Below are 18,112 nucleotides of genomic sequence, written 5' to 3'. Positions count from 1 at the left end.
ACTGAGTCACATTTAACTTATGTCAGTATTTAACTTAGTGAGTAGCAAAATGAAAACAGGCATGAATAAACTTCTGGTGACAATTTTAATCGCTTTTGGCATCAGTTTGCCATTCTCAACCGTTGCTGATGAGCCTTCTATCACACCAGACACAAGCTCACCGTTGATATATCTGCTGCCGGACTCCCCGACTTTCGAAGATACCATCCCTGTCTTGCGGGAGAAATATAACAAAAAAAATCCTAAAATCCCTTTGTATGAATACAAGGTCGTCGCCAGTAAAGATATTTCCCAGCCTTTCATCCGCGCAGCCAGCAAAATCAATGAAAATATCTACTCTTCGGCAATATTGGAACGGGGCAGTGAAAAAATTAAAAGCCTGCAAATTACATTGCAGCCTTCGCAAAATGCACAAGAGAATGATAAAAATTTCGCACTGGCAAAACAGTACATAACAGCTTTGATCAGCCAATTTGACCCGACACTTTCTCCGGTTCAGGCCAAAACTCAATTGGAAAAACTGTTAAAGGCCGCGGAAAAACAATCAATGCTCAGTCAAAAAATGGGCGCGGTGCGTTATGTCATCGTAAACAGCAGCGAAAATATAATGACCTTCGCGATTGAACCGATTAAGCTATCGCTATCTGACGCCTCAACAAATGAAAATTAGTGACGCAGCGCAGAGCTATTCGTGTTGATGATCTTTATACTGTTGGGATTCCGCTTACAGGGGGTGACATCATCGTTGATGTTGTTCCGCAAAGAAAGAATATTCATTCAGTTCGCAATTTGATTATTTTCTGGTTGGAGGGAAAAATATGCGACATCCACTCGTTATGGGTAACTGGAAATTAAATGGCAGTACCCACATGGTTAACGACCTGATTGCAGGCCTGCGTAAAGAATTGAGCAACGTTGACGGCTGCGGCGTCGCTATTGCACCACCAACAATTTATGTTTCTCAGGCAAAAGATGCTCTGGCAGGCAGCCGTATCGCCCTCGGTGCACAAGATGTTGGTGTTAACCTTTCTGGCGCATTCACGGGCGAAACTTCCGCTGAAATGCTGAAAGACATTGGCGCGAAGTACATTATTATCGGCCATTCTGAGCGTCGTACTTACCACAAAGAAAGTGATGAGTTCATCGCCAAAAAATTCGCTGTTCTGAAAGAACAGGGTCTGATCCCCGTTCTGTGCATCGGTGAAACTGAGCAGGAAAATGAAGCAGGCCAGACCGAAGCCGTTTGTGCTCGGCAAATCGATGCGGTTCTGAATACTCTGGGTGCCGATGCATTCAAAGATACCGTTATTGCCTACGAACCTGTTTGGGCCATCGGAACCGGCAAATCTGCTACGCCTGCCCAAGCGCAAGCAGTGCATAAATTCATCCGTGACCATATTGCGAAGCAAGATGCCGCTATCGCTGAACAAGTCATTATCCAATACGGCGGCTCCGTCAACGCCGGCAATGCGGCAGAGTTGTTCACCCAACCTGATATCGACGGTGCTCTGGTCGGTGGTGCATCTCTGAAAGCCGATGCTTTTGCCGTGATCGTAAAAGCCGCAGCAGACGCTAAAAAAGCATAATTGCTTTGGTTTTACGGCATGCATGAAAAACCGCCACAGAACATCATTCGTGGCGGTTTTTATCTGTTTGATATCACCCATAGAGCCAAATAACTGGCCCAACGGTTAGACATTGAAAAATTAACGACGCAGTATTTCGTCAAAAGTCCCGCCGGTCGCAAAATGTTCCTTCTGCGCTTTATCCCAGCCACCGAAAACATCATCAATCGTAAAAAGTTTCAGCGCCGGAAAAAAAGCATGGTATTTTTCTGCGATAACCTTATCGCGAGGACGATAATAATTTCTGGCCGCAATTTCCTGCCCGACCGGAGAGTAAAGGTATTTCAGGTATTCCGTTGCCAGTTCACGCGTTCCTCGCTTATCAACCACTTTATCAACAACTGCAACCGTTGGTTCAGCCAGAATAGAAGTGCTCGGTGTCACAATTTCAAATTGCCCTTTGCCCAAGGCATTAATCGCCAGCAGAGCTTCGTTTTCCCATGCGATTAACACATCACCAATGCCACGTTCGACAAAGGTATTTGTTGCCCCACGAGCACCGGAGTCCAGCACTTCTACATTTTTATAGAGCGCCTTCACGAATGCTTTGGCTTTCGCTGGATCTTGCTTGTTATGCGCTAAGGCATAACCCCAGGCAGCCAGATAATTCCAACGTGCACCACCGGAAGTTTTCGGATTTGGGGTAACAACAGAAACACCCGGACGAATTAAATCTGGCCAATCCTTGATCTGCTTAGGATTGCCTTTTCTCACCAAAAAAACAATCGTTGATGTATAAGGTGCCGAGTTATCCGGCAAACGCTTAATCCAGTTTTTATCGATCCGACCACTTTCAGCGATAGCATTCACATCATATGCCAGCGCTAAAGTGACGACATCCGCCTGAAGGCCATTAATGACTGAAGTTGCCTGCTTACCTGAACCCCCGTGAGACTGCCGGATTTTGACAGTATCTCCCGTTTTTTTGTGCCAGTATTCGCTAAAGGCCTGATCATACTGTTGGTACAATTCACGAGTCGGATCATAAGATACATTCAAAAGTTGGCTCTCTTTTGCCCAGGCACGGCTTGTCATCAATGCCATTGCCAAAACAACCAAAAGAATCGCCGATACCACGTATCCTTTCACCCCTGCTTTTATAACCACAATTTTTGTAACCACAATGACATGCTTCCTTAAGCTACTATGATTTTCACCATAAAAACTGACAGAAAGCGCTATAACGCAGAAATAATTTAAAATTCCTGCTTATGCTGGAGAAGAATATAGGAAGTGAGACAGCCACATGATGCGGCTATCTCTGAAATTTTTTTGCAGCTATTTTTTCAGGAAAAAGCAGGGGAAAAACTCAATAAAGTTTCTTCGCGGTTTCCAGCCATTCTTTTTTGAAGATACGCTTCATATTCATTACGGCATCAATGATATCGTGATGAACCAGTTTTTCGTTCTGGATCCCGACGCAGCGGCCACCATGCCCTTCCAGCAACAACTGAACAGAGTAAGCGCCCATGCGGGAAGCAAGAATACGGTCATAAGCCACTGGTGCCCCACCACGCTGAATATGCCCCAACACCGTTGCTCGGGTTTCATGACGGGTTTCCGCTTCAATATATTTTGCCAGCTCATCAACATCACAAACGTGTTCAGTGATAGCAACGATCGCGTGGCGCTTACCTTTATCAATGCCAGCCTTAATTTCAGCCAGCAACTCTTCGCGGTCGAAAGGTATTTCATTTTCAGGCAAAACGATGAACTCACATCCACCCGCAATTGCCGCCGATAAGGTCAAATCACCACAATAACGCCCCATCACTTCAACAATTGAAATACGCTTGTGAGAAGTCGATGTATCACGCAGGCGGTCAATCGCTTCTACCACCGTTTCCAGTGCTGTGAAATACCCAATGGTGTAATCCGTACCAGCAACATCATTATCTATCGTTCCCGGCAAGCCAATACAAGGGAAGCCGGCTTCAGTCAGCTTCTTCGCCCCCAAATAAGATCCATCGCCCCCAATCACCACCAACGCATCAATATCATTTTTGCGCAAATTCTCAATGGCAGTTTCTCGGACTTTATCATTTCTGAACTCAGGAAAGCGTGCTGACCCCAAAAATGTACCGCCACGATTAATCATGTCAGAAACACTAAAACGGTCGAGCTTTTTCATGCGGTTTTCATACAGACCCAGATAGCCATCATAAATGCCGCAAACTTCCAACCCTTCGCTTAGAGCGGCACGAACAACACCACGAATAGCGGCGTTCATACCAGGCGCATCACCGCCACTCGTTAAGACTCCGATTCTTTTAATCTTGTTGACCATGATGACCTCTGACTTGTAAATATAATATTTATCAATCTGCTGATGACTTCCTGAGGGAAGAGTTACGGCAATTTTACGAAACCTGATCGTCAACTCATAAGCTGAATTGATTCAACAGAACCTATAATACGGAAAAACGTTCACTCTGCATTAAGATTATGTCTATTTTTTGACGTTCTTTTGATTATGGATAAATTCACCCTTAATCCCAGCGGTTTTTATATTCTTCAGGCACCTCTGAGCTAGGATCTTGATGAATAATAATATCGGCCCCCGGAAAACGTTCCCGCAATTTATTTTCAACGCCTGCAGCCAAAGTATGGGCTTGCACCAAGGGCAAATTATCATCCATTTCCAGATGAAGCTGGATAAAGCGGGTCGGCCCCGATTGGCGGGTTCGTAAATCATGCCCGCCAGATATGCCGGGATAATTCTGGACAATATTGATGATTTCCTGCCGCTCTTCATCCGGCAAAGCCCTATCCAGCAAAGATTGTACGGCATCATATCCCATCCGTAATGCACTGTAGAGGATATAAACACCAATTCCCAAAGCAAATAACGCATCCGCACGCTTAAAGCCATACAAACTTAAAACCAGCGCCAGCAAAATGGCCACATTCATCAGCAAATCGGACTTATAATGCAACATATCTGCGCGGATAGCCTGACTTTGGGTCTTATTGATCACCCATTTCTGGAACGTCACCAAACATAATGTCGATACCAGAGCAATAACGATGACCCAGACACCCAGCTCCGCATGTTCCAATGGCTTCGGGGAAACAAGATGCTGGAAGCCGGTCAAAAACAGGAAGATTGCCGAACCACAGATGAACATGCTTTGAGCCAATGCTGCCAATGATTCAGCTTTGCCATGCCCGAAAGAGTGCTCTTCATCAGCCGGTTGAAGCGAATAGCGTACAGCAAAAAAATTGGTCAGAGATGCGGCCAGATCAACCAAAGAATCCACCAGCGCCGCCAATAAACTCACCGAACCCGTTATCCACCACGCAAATATTTTTACAATTAAAATAATACTGGCCAGCACCGTCGCAGCTAGCGCCGCCGTGCTGACCCATCGCCCATAATTTATGCTCATGACGACAGCCCTTCGGTTATTTAGCCTCAGGTATAAAAATAGCGCGTCAGATGGAAAAATATAGGGGCAGCGAAACAAAGCGAGTCAATTCTATCCAGCATTCCGCCGTGCCCTTCGATAATCCCACCAAAATCTTTCACACCACTGTCCCGCTTAATCGCTGACATACACAAACCTCCAATGAATCCCATCAAAGTGATCGCAAGCGACATCAGACCCGCTTCCCACGGGGAAAATGGTGTAACCCAGAACAACGATGCTCCCAGCAAAACAGATGCAGCGATTCCCCCCACAAATCCTTCAACGGTTTTATTGGGGCTAAGTTTCGGCACAATTGGGCGTTTGCCAAATAACTTCCCGAATACATACTGCAAAACATCCGACATTTGCACCACTATCATCAGGAACAGCAGTAACTTAATATTCTGGCCCTGATAGTCAGGAATATCCAACATCAGCAAAGCCGGTGCGTGGCTGATGGCAAAAACCGTCACCAACATTCCCCACTGGATTTTGGCTGCCCGTTCCAGAAAATGCTTCGTATCCCCAGCCAGAGCAGATCGGGCGGGCAGGAACAAAAATACATAGACGGGAATAAACACCGAAAATAGCCCATACCACTGCACACCGACCAAAACATACTGGATAGGCATAAAAATGAAGAAACACCAGAAAAGGGCTTCATGATCACTTCGGCGGGTTGGTGTTAACGTAATAAATTCACGTAAGGCAAAAAATGACATCACCGCAAACAAAACCACCGACCCCACAGGCCCAACAATAATTGCCACCACGCAGACAATACACATCATCCACCAACCCCGGATTCGGGCATTCAGATTGTCGATGGTGGAGTTGCTCTTGTCCCCCGAATACCAAAGGGCCAACACCGCGCCAATTACACTGGCGATGACTAATACTCCAAATATCCCACCCAGTAACATCATCAGTTCATGATCAAGATTCATCATAATACCAACGCCTCCAACGCGGATTGAGCGCGTTGCAGGAACGCCTCCTTGCTTTCATCCTCACCCAATTTCGCTAACGGCTTGCCAAAAGTGACGGAACAGATAACCGGAATTGGCAGTTTTTTTCCTTTCGGCAAAGCACGGTTCAAATTTTCCAGATAAACAGGCACAACCTCAACATCGGGATATTTTCGCGCCAAATGATACAAACCACTTTTGAACGAATTGATTTGTTCACCATCTCCCCGAGTTCCTTCAGGAAAAATAATCAACGATCGCTTTTGTGCCAAAACGCGTTCCAAAGGAGCAAGAACCTCCTCCCTGACTGTCTTTTCACCGTTACGCTCAATTAACACCGCCCGAAATACCTTGTGGACAAGATAACGCCGCATTTTGGTTTTAGCCCAATAATCACGAGCAGCGACAGGATGAATTTGGGGTCTCAAGACCGATGGAAGCCCCGACCAAATAACTAATCCATCAAGATGGCTGGAGTGATTGGCATAATAAATGCGACTCACCATGGACGGCTCACAGCCAATCCATCGCGCCTGTACCCCCGTTAAAAGCCGACACAAACCCGATAACATCGAGCCCATGCATTTCGCCAATAGACTGAATTTATAAGAATTATCCATGTTTGGGTATCCTTATCCCTTATTGTGAGGAGAAGTGATAAGATTTTTTAATAAGCGGTGAATATAGTGTGTAAGATAATCAATGTTGGTTAAGATAACAACAGATTGGATAAAAACTAATAGATTGAGTATTTTTACTGATTAAGGTGCCCTTCCTGAATTTCATGAAATAAAAGAAAAAATCGCCAAAATTTGCATTAAATTATCACCTCATATTTTTATTCGTGCCTGAAGTATGAAAATGGTACAAAATACCAACCAGAGATCCACTTTCCATTCTGGTAAGGTTATGTTTAAAGAAACCATTAAAAATCATCTATCTTGGGGTACTTTCTGCGTCGGCGGCTATATCACGCTTGTCTACGTAACAGGCATTACTCGCTATAAAAATTTATTTTTTGCTTTAATAGCACTGACTGCGCTCTATTTTTTCATCAAAAATCCTAAAGGATGCCTCTCTACACTGAAGAACAATATTCTGCTGGCTTTAGGAGCATTGACGCTTACCTATATCTATTCGGTAATTATTTCACCTGACCCTAAACTCAGTTTCCATGAAATCAAAACACCTTTTTTCAGAGATGTCTTACTCTCCGCAATTCTCATCACATTAGCGTTAAGTCACACAAGTACGCATAAAATTCAGAAAATGATCATAGGTTCATTTCTACTTGGACTATCCTTCATCACACTGAAAGAAATGTATTTGTTTTATCTAGATTATCAGAACAATATCATGCCTTTTACTACCTATGACCACCGTAGCGTATCCGATGGCATTGTGTTCTTCTTCCCCGCATTAGTTGCTTTATGGCACTTTCAAAACTACAAAAATTATGGACGATTAGCACTGACGATACTGCTGATTCTGTCCGTACTTTTTGTATTGCTGGGAACACTTTCCAGGGGAGCCTGGCTTGCTGTTTTTGTCATGTTTTTCATGATGATAATCATGAACAAAAATTGGAAAACCTTAATTGCCAGTATTGTTATCATTTTCGCCACTGTATTTGCCATCAAATATGACTACTTTTTCAAAGGAACTGTTTTGACTTACAAGTTAGAACAGACCGATAGTAGCCATAGATATGACAATGGAACCCAAGGCACAGCGTTAACCTTAATACTGGACCATCCGATTAAAGGCTATGGTGCTGGTAACAAAATCTATGATCAAATTTATAATGAGAATGTGAAAAATTATCCTGATTGGATAGTTAAGAATTCCATTGGCCCACATAATATTTTCCTGACCATTTGGTTTGCTGCTGGAATATTGGGATTAGGTGCCTTTTTATCATTGGCTTTCCTATACCTAAAACAATCAGTTCAGGAATGGAAATCAAGTAGTAACAATAATAAACAAGCTGCGTTAATTTTATTTATCTCGTTCTTCGGGTATTTTATTGTCAGAGGAAATTTTGAAAGTGTTCATTTGAACATTTTAGGTATCTATCTTGGTTTATTGGCTGCATTGTGCCAGCAAAGATGGAGTAAAAGCGAGCAGAAAATCGGGACGAAAAATTAATGATCCAACGGGCTATTCAACATTTTTGGATAGCCCACATAAAATGAATACTGGTTAAAACCAATCAGAAAGTATTTTTGAGAAAGACGTGTGAACATTGCTCCAATCATATTGAGTTATGGCTACTTCCCTACCTCGTTCAGCAACAACTCGTAAATCAGTATTCGATAAAGTATCCGTAATATCCCTGGCGATACTTTCTGGAGACAAAGGCTCTTGCAGCAAAAAACCCGTATTACCAGGGCGCACAAACTCTTTAATTCCACCTCTTGAGCTAACCAAAACTGGAACTCCACATGCCATGGACTCCAGCGCCACCATACAAAATGCTTCTTCTCCCAGTGAAGGAACAACCGTTAAATCAGCCAATGGATACACTTGATGCATATCTGACGGCGGCAGACTTCCCGCTAAGATACAGTTCATTCCCATGACAGATGCTTTTTCCAACACTTTTCTCCGATAAACTTCTCGCTCACCTTTTTTAATTGTTGCATGATCCCCGATCAAAAGTAGCTTTATATTCTGCCCTTGTTGATGCATCAATGTCACTGCATCCATAAGCTCAATAACACCTTTTCCCTTATCTAACCGGCCTGCATACAAAATTACTTTTTCGTCATTTTTTAAACCAAATCGTTCCCTTTTCCAACACGTTTCCCGCATATATAAGGTATTATCAATACCATTGGGAACAATTCTGATATTTTCTATACTCGCCTCTGAACGGAAAAAATCAGCTAAAAAAAGACTGGGAGTAATGAGTTTTGTTCTTGGGTTTAAGTTCGTTGCCTTATGTTTATTATGTAAATGAAGTACCATCATCTCTTCTGGATAAAGCTTCTTCAGTTCATTATAAAGCGGAATGGAATTTTGAATAACCAGAATAGGATACTCGCCACTTGTATCTTGGTAATGCCTGACAGTATCTATAATTCTTTTGGCATAAGGGTAAGGGTCTAAACGAGACCACTTTCGGAAAAAACGCTTATAAATCGCACTGGTGTATACTCTATGGATGGTCGAGTATTCACTGATTTCCTCTATCTTTTTCTCCGTTTTTTCTCCTTTACAGACAATTAAATTATCAATTTGACTAATTTTGGCAACATTATAGATCCACCACTCCACTGCTGCGGCATAGTTTGGTGGAATAGAGTGAAATTCAGGAGCAATAAAAACAATTTTTTTCATGAGAAAAAGTAATCAGCAGGAATCATTCACCAAATTAGATAAAAAAAAGCCAATTTATGCAAGTGAACTATGATGCGCATAAAAAAAGGCCCCTCAAGGGGGCTGAAAGACAGGGATGGTGTCTATGGCAAGGAAAATCGTTGTTGGTGCTGATGCACCAAAGTACTAATAAAAAATCAGTACACTTCCCGGGTGATGCGCGTTTTATTACGTTCTTGTAACTGCGCTTTCTGCTCCGGTGTTAACAATTGGTATATCTGGTTGCGAATACGTGCGATGTCCACACCCAGCTCAATCTTCTTTTCTGCTATTTTTTCAAGCTGCTGCCGAATTGCAGCTTCATCGAAATCTTTTGCTATCAAAAGGTCATGTAGCTTCTGACGCTCTTTTCGTATATCAATGAGCGATTGCTCTTGCAGACGCTGTTTTTTCACTAAATCCCAGATCTGCTGGCGTTGCTCTTCAGTTAATTTAATTCCGCCGAAGACATAACTATAGTTGTAATTATGTTCATCACTACGGTAATAACTGGAATCCTTCTTATGGCAACATGGCGTACAATATGATGACGAAGGATTCACACTATCGGGGTCACTTCCCGTATCAGCAGTCTCAGCTAAGGCGCCAGTCGTTCTCAGAACAACCATTGACGCTAAAGCCAATATTGCTATGTTACGCATTAAAATTCCCCGCTTTCTCGAACAGAACCATTCGATTCAGTGTGGATAACTATAACCCTGCGGCTGCAAACTAGCGTCAGAGCATGTAAAAGTACGTAAAGTCATGGAATAGCGGAGTTTGTTATCGTATTTTGCTCTTGGAGGAAGAATTAATGCATAAAATCTTATTAGTTGATGATGACCGCGAACTGACATCGCTATTAAAAGAACTGCTCGAGATGGAAGGATTCAATGTTGTCATCGCCCATGATGGCGAACAGGCTTTGCAATATATAGATTCTTCAATTGACCTGTTATTGCTGGACATCATGATGCCTCGCAAAAACGGCATTGAAACGCTTAAAGAACTACGGCAATACCACCAAACCCCCGTTATCATGTTAACAGCACGAGGAAGCGATTTAGACCGTGTTTTAGGGTTAGAATTGGGTGCAGATGACTATCTTCCCAAACCTTTCAACGATCGCGAACTGGTTGCCCGTATCCGTGCTATTTTGCGCCGTTCCAACTGGAGCGAACAACAAGCTGATATTGGGACTCCGATACTTGAGGTTGATAAACTGCAACTTAACCCCGGGCGTCAGGAAGCCAGCTTTGATGGTGCTATTTTGGATTTGACAGGGACTGAGTTCACTTTGCTCTATTTATTAGCACAACATTTGGGACAAGTTGTTTCCCGTGAACATTTAAGCCAAGAAGTATTGGGAAAACGCTTAACACCTTTTGATCGTGCCATTGATATGCATATTTCTAACCTGCGCCGCAAATTACCCAATCGCACTGATGAACTGCCATGGTTTAAAACATTACGTGGCCGAGGATATTTAATGGTTTCTACAAAATGATCAATAGCTTAACGGCGCGCATATTCGCAATTTTCTGGCTCACACTTGCACTTGTTCTGATGGTGGCCTTAATGGCCCCCAAACTAGACTCACGACAGCTGACTCCCCTACTGGACAACGAATACCAGCAGGGAAGGATGCTGGCCAAACAAATAGAAGACGAGTTGGCACTCTATCCTGCAGATGACATGTTCTGGTGGCTACGGTTGGATCGAGCCATCGCTCAATTAACGCCACCGAGCCAACGTATACTGCTGGTGACCCAAGAAGGACGTATAATTAACGTTGAGGCAACCGAGCGTCAGGCTCCCGTCTTCCGCAATTTTATTGGGCAATCCGAGAATTCTAATCATCCGAAAAAGAAAAAATATGGTCGCATTGAAATTTTGGGACCTTTTCCTATCCGAGATGGCGAAGATCATTACCAAATTTATCTTGTGAGGGCAGCGAGCAGCCCGCAATCAGACTTTATTAATTTAATGTTTGACCGCCCATTTTTGCTACCTGCTGCAACTATGCTCATCAGCGCCCCACTACTATTATGGCTGGCATGGAGTTTGGCAAAGCCTGCCCGCAAATTAAAAAATGCCGCCGATGATGTCGCAAGAGGAAACTTACGGCAGCATCCAGAGCTAGAGTCTGGCCCACAAGAATTTTTGGCTACGGGCAGCAGCTTCAACCAAATGGTCAGTGCACTGGAAAGAATGGTTACCGCCCAGCAACGGCTAATTTCCGATATCTCCCACGAACTTCGCACCCCCCTGACCCGCCTGCAATTGGCAACCGCCTTACTGCGTAGACGTCACGGTGAAAGCAAAGAGCTGGAACGTATTGAAACGGAAACCCAACGCTTAGATGGGATGATTAATGACCTGCTCGTACTTTCCCGCAACCAGCATAAAAACGAATTGCTCCGCGAAAATATTAAAGCTTGCGATATATGGCACGACATTCTGGATAATGCCAAATTCGAAGCTGAGCAGATGAACAAAAAACTGGATATTGTCTCTCCTCCCAAGAACTGGATCATTTACTGCAACCCGTCAGCACTTGGCAGCGCGCTGGAAAACATCGTCCGAAACGCCCTTCGCTACTCCAGCAGCCATATCGCCGTTGCATTTAAGGCTGATAATCAAGGTGTCACGATTACTGTTGACGATGACGGCCCTGGTGTAAGCCCAGAAGACCGAGAGCAAATTTTCAGGCCGTTTTATCGGACAGATGAAGCAAGGGATAGAGAATCCGGAGGTACTGGGCTGGGATTAGCGATAGTTGAAACAGCAATCAGCCAGCATCGTGGATGGGTAAAAGCTGAAGATAGTCCTTTGGGCGGGTTACGGTTGGTGATTTGGCTGCCATTACATGGGAGGTAGACGGCTTTCAGCTTGAGATTTAGTTAGTTACAGGGTGTAACAATTAAAGAAAAAAAGCTATTATACTTGACCTCTGGATGTCGAGGGACTAACCTCGTCGCAGCTTAACATAAATCGTTTACATGTTAGTTTTTGTTAGATGGAAAAATCCTTTTATCCTAAGAGGATAAGCAAAATCATTGGACGTAGCTGGCGCTCTGGGAGCCATAACCTAGTGCGGTAGCTTTGATCAAATATAACAATATTTATCCCATAAAAATTAACTGAAAAACTCCAAAAATGAAGTCTATTTAAACTCTTGTTGGTAAAAATACAATCAACATTACGTTAACATATGGCTTTTCTGTACGAACCATTTTTCATTCTACAATCAACATCCTGAAAGAAAAATATCTTATCGGGAAATAGTTTACTCAACGCATATACCCAATAAACTTGAAGGTGGATGAGTAACCATTGCTTATCAAGTTGATTTATAACAATTAATTATAGAATCAATCATGCATCCTGAAGTGCGATGAGTATAGAAAGTGCTAATTAGAATCCTGCGCACAATTAAAAAAGCTGAAGAGAAGAACACCTATCCATTCCAAGTCAGAAGAAATGAATAACTGGGCAGTTTTATCAAACGCGAATACTGAATTTTGTAAAGCATCTAATTTTTAAAACATAACTATTTCATGGAATATTTCCAAAATATTTATGTGTAGCTCTGGGTATATCCATTTATTTTTTTAACCGTGAAATAGTCATTATATCTTAGAGTGTTTCAAAAGCTACTATTCTAGCTAACTAGGCGTGCTGATGTTTAGTATTCATAAATTAATCATATACAGTATCTTAAGAATTAAGCCGTTCATAACACCCATCCAATATATTGTTTTTACATTATTTCTTTGCGGTGTTTTGAACTCGTTCTAGTATAAATAGATTTTTTCTTTTTCCAGCCCAAAAAACGTTTCCGACCAGACCCCTTGGAAAAGATTTTCTATTATTGACTTTAGCCAGATTTCAGTATTTTGAGCTGCTTTAAGTAATGAAACCGCAGAAAATAGTCGATTTCCCAGTGAATGTCTGAGTAACAAAGCCAGCAAGCTCAGCCAGATAAGTCCTGTGACTAACGTTTCTTGCCGGGTGGTAAATTCGTGCCAGTTCGTGTGCGATTTTAACTCTTTGAACAGCAACTCGATTTGCCAGCGGCAACGATAAATATCCATAATGTCGTGGGCCGTAAATGTCTCCACCGATAAATTGGTCAATCAGAGGCAAAAACGTTTTTCTTCAGCAAACCAGCGACGGATAAGGTGAAGTTCATAGCCATTACGTCGCCAAAAATTCAGAGCGGTTGATTCTCTGGGTCACTGATTTCAGCGGGTTACCGGACAGTTTGAGCAATAATTTTCCCTGACCGTTGCGCGCCATCGCTATTGAGGATTAAGCGATCCCCTCCGGGCAATAAACGAATCGCCTGAGCGTGAGATTTACTCAAAATAATCAAAATCGACATAGCTCGCATCAGCCAATAATAATTAGTCACGTAATGCCTCCGGTGCAGGCAGATAAGCGCGTTCAGGCGCAGTATCGGCAGAAACAACCATATTCACGGGAGATTGGGGGAATAATGACAATGTCATGTGACATTCCGCCGCCGAGCTCGCCTTAAATCGATAAGAAAAAAAACCCAGAGAGGGCAGAATGGACTTTGAATGAACAGCCATTCTGTAAAATCATATTTTGAAACATCGATAATTTTTGAGGCTGAGAGAGGGTTTTCTCTACCCATTGTGCCATGACAAACTTGGTCAATATTTTGACAAATTCGACAAAGGCCTCTTTTCACGGTTGGTTATAAAAGGGTTGGTAACTGACTTATTGCTTTTGATCGGGGCACAGGCCATTAAATTTTTGATGTGGCTGCGCAATAGACGTACTCCTACCCGAACTCAAACTCAGCGCGGCGATAAGACCGAGGATGAGTGCATGGGGCTCGATATTTCTCACGCGTCGAATAACTCCACATCGAAAGGCCATCTTTTTCAAAGAAACGTCACTGAAGAATTGCATTAACTGGTGTTTTATAGCGATAATCGTCACAGGCTTCATCCGTGGTTTTGGTATGCGTTTGGCGACGATTATCAGATCATAAATGAAGCTTTTTTTCTATCTAAAATAAACGGTTATTGCTTAAGAATGTAATGAACACATCCCAACCACTTATCCCACAGCAGAGTGCTGGAATTGAGAGATGAAGCGTGGATCCTCTCAGATTTTCGGCCTTATAGTACCTAAAAGTGGGAGGTTGTTGCTCTCCGATGACTGGAGAATCCACTCATGAAATATACTCCTTATTGGCATTGATATTGCGAAACATTTGATGCAGATTCATTTTGTTAATGAATTTACCGGAGAAATCATTGATAAGCAGCTACAACGGAATGATTTTTTCGCTTTTTTAGTAATCGCCAACCTTGCCTGATTGGGATAGAAGCCTATGGCGGGTCGCATTATTGGGCACGGGAACTGAGAAAACAGGGGCATGAAGTGCGTTTACTTCATACCCGGTTTGTCCGGGCATTCCGAATGGGCAACAGAAACGATGTTCAGGATGCACGAGCCATCTGGATGGCTGTTCAGCAACCCGGTAAATCGGTGTTTGCCAAAAATGAAGAACAACAGGCCATTCTGTCATTACACCGGATACGCAGCCAGTTAGTGAAATTCCGAACTGCCCAAACCAATGCACTACATGGTTTGTTGCGCGAGTTTGGTGAAACCGCGCATAAAGGGCGGACTTCTCTGGATAAAGCGATGCCTGAGGTGCTTGAGCGACTAAGGGAAAAACTGGCACCTTTCCTGCTCAGTCTTCTTGAAGAACAGTACCATCGTCTGAGTGAAATTGATGCTCAAATCGCACAGGTAGAAGACCACCTGAAAGCGTGGGCGAAACAGAATGCCGATTGCCAGCGAATTATGAAAATTCCCGGTGTCGGTGTCCTGATTGTGACGGCTACCCTTGCCACAATGGGCGACCCCGGCGTTTTTCGGTCAGGCAGAGAATTTTCCGCCTATCTAGAGCTGGTGCCGAAGCAGACGGGAACGGGAGGTCGAGTCAAGTTATTGGATATCAGTAAACGGGATGATGTTTACCTGAAAACCTTATTTATCCACGGTGCAAGAGCGACCACTTTACTCACGAAAACGCCGTCGCCTTGGGTAACGGAACTAAAAAAACGACGTCCGCTCTGTGTAGCCATAGTCGGAATGGCGAATAAACTGACTCGAGCGGTTTGGGCACTGGTCGCCCACCAACGGAACTGGACTACCTGCAAGATTACGTCAGTGTCAGGCCTTATTGAGGTGTTTCGCTGGTTAACTTTAAACGCTTAACGACAAGGATGGATACAGAAAGATTGCTGAGGCAAAGAGTAACGATGACAAAGGCAGGTTAGACCGTGACTTGCTAAACCTGAATACAGGTGTGAGCGTAAAACTCGTTCTAAGAATGAGCCGCAGGCCAGCGGATTACATCGAGACCCGCAGTGCTGTGGCTGCAATAAGGCCTAATATAGAGCTGCAACCTACCGTCGAGTCAACGTGATTTTTGTCTTGCAACCAGGATGTGTTCATATAGATCCTGTATATGATAAATCAATAAATTGTTGTCACTACCCAATTTTCGTACACAAGCAGCACTGACAGCTAATAAATTTGTAATCAACAATTATTCACATCTGTATAAACAGATTATTTTAAATTAAAACGCGCAATAGGAAATTACTTATGACTAAAGTCGCTCTCATTACTGGCGTAACCGGACAGGATGGTTCTTACCTGACAGAACTTCTGCTGGAGAAAGGTTACGAAGTTCACGGTATTAAGCGTCGCGCGTCATCTTTTAATACTGAGCGAGTGGATCACATTTACCAGAATCCGCACACCAGCAATCCGAAATTCCATCTGCACTACGGTGATCTGACGGATTCATCAAACCTGACCCGCATCCTGCAGGAAGTGCAGCCAGATGAAGTCTACAACTTGGGCGCAATGAGCCACGTTGCGGTCTCGTTCGAATCACCAGAATACACCGCCGATGTGGATGCGATGGGTACGCTGCGTCTGCTGGAAGCAATTCGTTTCCTAGGACTAGAAAAGAAAACCCGTTTCTACCAAGCCTCCACTTCTGAATTGTACGGTCTGGTGCAGGAAATCCCACAAAAAGAGACCACTCCGTTCTACCCGCGTTCTCCGTATGCTGTTGCCAAACTCTACGCTTACTGGATCACCGTTAACTACCGCGAATCTTACGGTATCTACGCCTGTAACGGCATCCTGTTTAACCACGAATCCCCGCGCCGTGGCGAAACTTTCGTGACCCGTAAAATCACCCGCTCTATTGCCAACATCGCTCAAGGTTTGGAGTCCTGTCTGTACCTCGGCAACATGGATTCCCTGCGTGACTGGGGCCATGCCAAAGACTATGTCAAGATGCAGTGGATGATGCTGCAACAGGAACAGCCGGAAGATTTTGTTATTGCCACCGGGGTGCAGTACTCCGTACGTCAGTTCGTGGAAATGGCGGCGGAGCAGCTAGGTATCAAACTGCGTTTTGAAGGCGAAGGCGTGGAAGAGAAAGGAATTGTAGTTTCCGTGACCGGGCATGATGCACCAGATGTGAAGCCGGGTGATGTGATTGTCGCTGTTGACCCACGTTATTTCCGTCCGGCGGAAGTGGAAACCCTGCTGGGTGACCCGAGCAAAGCACATGAGAAACTGGGATGGAAACCGGAAATCACGCTCCAAGAGATGGTTTCTGAGATGGTCGCGAAAGATCTAGAAGCGGCGAAGAAACACTCATTACTGAAATCTCACGGATTTGATGTCAGTTTATCTCAGGAATAATTAATGACTAAACAACGTATATTTGTGGCGGGCCATCACGGGATGGTGGGCTCTGCCATAGTGCGTCAGCTGGAACAGAGAAGATCCGTGAAACTTGTGCTGCGCACCCGCAAGGAACTGGATTTACTTGACAACAAAGCTGTACAGGAATTCTTTGGGACAGAGCGCATTGATCAGGTCTATCTGGCCGCAGCGAAGGTTGGCGGTATTGTCGCTAACAACACCTATCCGGCAGATTTCATTTATGAAAATATGATAATTGAGAGCAACATCATCCACGCCGCACATCTGCACAACGTGAACAAACTGTTGTTCCTCGGGTCATCCTGTATCTATCCGAAGCTAGCGAAACAACCGATTGCGGAAAGCGAACTACTGCAAGGAACGCTCGAGCCAACCAATGAACCGTATGCTATCGCCAAGATTGCCGGTATTAAACTGTGCGAGTCCTATAACCGTCAGTATGGCCGCGATTACCGCTCGGTGATGCCAACCAACCTGTACGGCCCGCATGACAATTTCCACCCGAACAATTCGCACGTTATCCCGGCGCTGCTGCGCCGTTTCCATGAAGCGACCGAGCAAAACGCGCCAGAGGTAGTAGTGTGGGGCAGCGGGATGCCAATGCGTGAGTTCTTACATGTCGATGATATGGCTGCCGCCAGCATCCATGTGATGGAGCTGGATCCCAAAATTTGGCAGGAAAACACCCAGCCAATGCTCTCGCACATCAACGTAGGAACTGGCGTAGACTGTACTATTCGTGAGCTAGCGCAAACCGTGGCGCAAGTAGTGGGCTATAAGGGTCGTGTTATCTTCGACGCTACGAAACCGGATGGTGCCCCTCGTAAGTTGCTGGATGTCACACGCTTGAATAATCTAGGATGGCGATACAGTGTGTCGCTGGAAACGGGGCTTACTAAAACCTACCAGTGGTTCCTTGAGAACCAGCACCAGTTCCGAGGGTAAA

Annotated in this window: 16 protein-coding genes and 1 pseudogene; 8 read left to right on the top strand and 9 right to left on the bottom strand. The window is 44.2% G+C overall.

The window, feature by feature from the left end:
• Positions 1-49: 49 nt before the first annotated feature.
• The gene (locus FE392_RS03665; protein ID WP_439153456.1) at positions 50-670 is read left to right on the top strand and encodes a DUF1454 family protein; all 621 of its coding nucleotides are present in this window, start codon (positions 50-52) and stop codon (positions 668-670) included.
• Between the two features lie 148 nt (positions 671-818).
• Positions 819-1,586 (top strand): triose-phosphate isomerase, encoded by a 768-nt coding sequence (gene tpiA / locus FE392_RS03660; RefSeq protein ID WP_319928868.1) that lies wholly within the window; start codon positions 819-821, stop codon positions 1,584-1,586.
• Positions 1,587-1,706: 120 nt separating this feature from the next.
• Here tpiA and FE392_RS03655 read toward each other — a convergent pair whose 3' ends face one another.
• The 5 genes from FE392_RS03655 to FE392_RS03635 form a co-directional block, all read right to left on the bottom strand.
• Positions 1,707-2,669 carry a sulfate ABC transporter substrate-binding protein gene (locus tag FE392_RS03655; RefSeq protein WP_319928912.1) on the bottom strand — a complete coding sequence of 321 codons (963 nt, stop codon included), beginning with the start codon at positions 2,667-2,669 and terminating at the stop codon, positions 1,707-1,709.
• Positions 2,670-2,934: 265 nt separating this feature from the next.
• A complete protein-coding gene (gene pfkA / locus FE392_RS03650; protein ID WP_319928867.1) occupies positions 2,935-3,912 on the bottom strand; it encodes a 6-phosphofructokinase in 978 nt (325 codons plus the stop codon).
• 202 nt (positions 3,913-4,114) lie between these two features.
• Positions 4,115-5,014: a CDF family cation-efflux transporter FieF gene (gene fieF / locus FE392_RS03645; protein ID WP_319928866.1), complete on the bottom strand. Its 900-nt coding sequence runs from the start codon at positions 5,012-5,014 to the stop codon at positions 4,115-4,117.
• A gap of 26 nt (positions 5,015-5,040) precedes the next feature.
• On the bottom strand, positions 5,041-5,985 hold the full coding sequence (locus tag FE392_RS03640) for a phosphatidate cytidylyltransferase (RefSeq protein WP_319928865.1): 945 nt from the start codon (positions 5,983-5,985) through the stop codon (positions 5,041-5,043).
• On the bottom strand, positions 5,982-6,623 hold the full coding sequence (locus FE392_RS03635; protein ID WP_319928864.1) for a lysophospholipid acyltransferase family protein: 642 nt from the start codon (positions 6,621-6,623) through the stop codon (positions 5,982-5,984). Before FE392_RS03635 ends, FE392_RS03640 begins: the two co-directional genes overlap by 4 nt.
• Before the next feature lie 289 nt (positions 6,624-6,912).
• Between FE392_RS03635 and rfaL the strand changes: the two genes are divergently transcribed.
• Positions 6,913-8,151 (top strand): O-antigen ligase RfaL, encoded by a 1,239-nt coding sequence (gene rfaL, locus FE392_RS03630; RefSeq protein WP_319928863.1) that lies wholly within the window; start codon positions 6,913-6,915, stop codon positions 8,149-8,151.
• A gap of 54 nt (positions 8,152-8,205) precedes the next feature.
• Here rfaL and FE392_RS03625 read toward each other — a convergent pair whose 3' ends face one another.
• Positions 8,206-9,345, bottom strand: a complete 1,140-nt coding sequence (locus FE392_RS03625) for a glycosyltransferase (RefSeq protein WP_319928862.1) — start codon at positions 9,343-9,345, stop codon at positions 8,206-8,208.
• Positions 9,346-9,521: 176 nt separating this feature from the next.
• A complete protein-coding gene (locus FE392_RS03620; protein ID WP_319928861.1) occupies positions 9,522-10,025 on the bottom strand; it encodes a Spy/CpxP family protein refolding chaperone in 504 nt (167 codons plus the stop codon).
• A 152-nt stretch (positions 10,026-10,177) separates the two neighbouring features.
• Between FE392_RS03620 and cpxR the strand changes: the two genes are divergently transcribed.
• A complete protein-coding gene (cpxR, locus tag FE392_RS03615) occupies positions 10,178-10,870 on the top strand; it encodes an envelope stress response regulator transcription factor CpxR (protein ID WP_319928860.1) in 693 nt (230 codons plus the stop codon).
• Positions 10,867-12,243, top strand: a complete 1,377-nt coding sequence (cpxA, locus tag FE392_RS03610; RefSeq protein ID WP_319928859.1) for an envelope stress sensor histidine kinase CpxA — start codon at positions 10,867-10,869, stop codon at positions 12,241-12,243. Before cpxR ends, cpxA begins: the two co-directional genes overlap by 4 nt.
• Positions 12,244-13,160: 917 nt before the next feature.
• Here cpxA and FE392_RS03605 read toward each other — a convergent pair.
• Complete coding sequence (locus tag FE392_RS03605) at positions 13,161-13,460, bottom strand: transposase (RefSeq protein ID WP_319928858.1); 300 nt, start codon at positions 13,458-13,460, stop codon at positions 13,161-13,163.
• Positions 13,461-13,618: 158 nt separating this feature from the next.
• Complete coding sequence (locus FE392_RS03600; RefSeq protein WP_319928857.1) at positions 13,619-13,780, bottom strand: hypothetical protein; 162 nt, start codon at positions 13,778-13,780, stop codon at positions 13,619-13,621.
• An 837-nt stretch (positions 13,781-14,617) separates the two neighbouring features.
• On the opposite strand from FE392_RS03600, the pseudogene FE392_RS03595 reads away from it, so the two are divergent.
• The 3 genes and pseudogenes from FE392_RS03595 to fcl all read left to right on the top strand — a co-directional run bounded on the left by FE392_RS03595 (position 14,618) and on the right by fcl (position 18,111).
• Positions 14,618-15,630, top strand: a pseudogene (locus FE392_RS03595) (IS110 family RNA-guided transposase).
• A 393-nt stretch (positions 15,631-16,023) separates the two neighbouring features.
• On the top strand, positions 16,024-17,142 hold the full coding sequence (gene gmd / locus FE392_RS03590) for a GDP-mannose 4,6-dehydratase (protein WP_319928856.1): 1,119 nt from the start codon (positions 16,024-16,026) through the stop codon (positions 17,140-17,142).
• A gap of 3 nt (positions 17,143-17,145) precedes the next feature.
• The gene (gene fcl, locus FE392_RS03585) at positions 17,146-18,111 is read left to right on the top strand and encodes a GDP-L-fucose synthase (protein WP_319928855.1); all 966 of its coding nucleotides are present in this window, start codon (positions 17,146-17,148) and stop codon (positions 18,109-18,111) included.
• The last annotated feature ends 1 nt before the right edge of the window (position 18,112 follow it).

It is taken from the genome of Xenorhabdus santafensis, from assembly GCF_033949405.1.
In the GTDB taxonomy this organism is placed as follows: Bacteria; Pseudomonadota; Gammaproteobacteria; order Enterobacterales; family Enterobacteriaceae; genus Xenorhabdus; species Xenorhabdus santafensis.
This window is presented reverse-complemented; position numbering and strand designations above follow the sequence as displayed.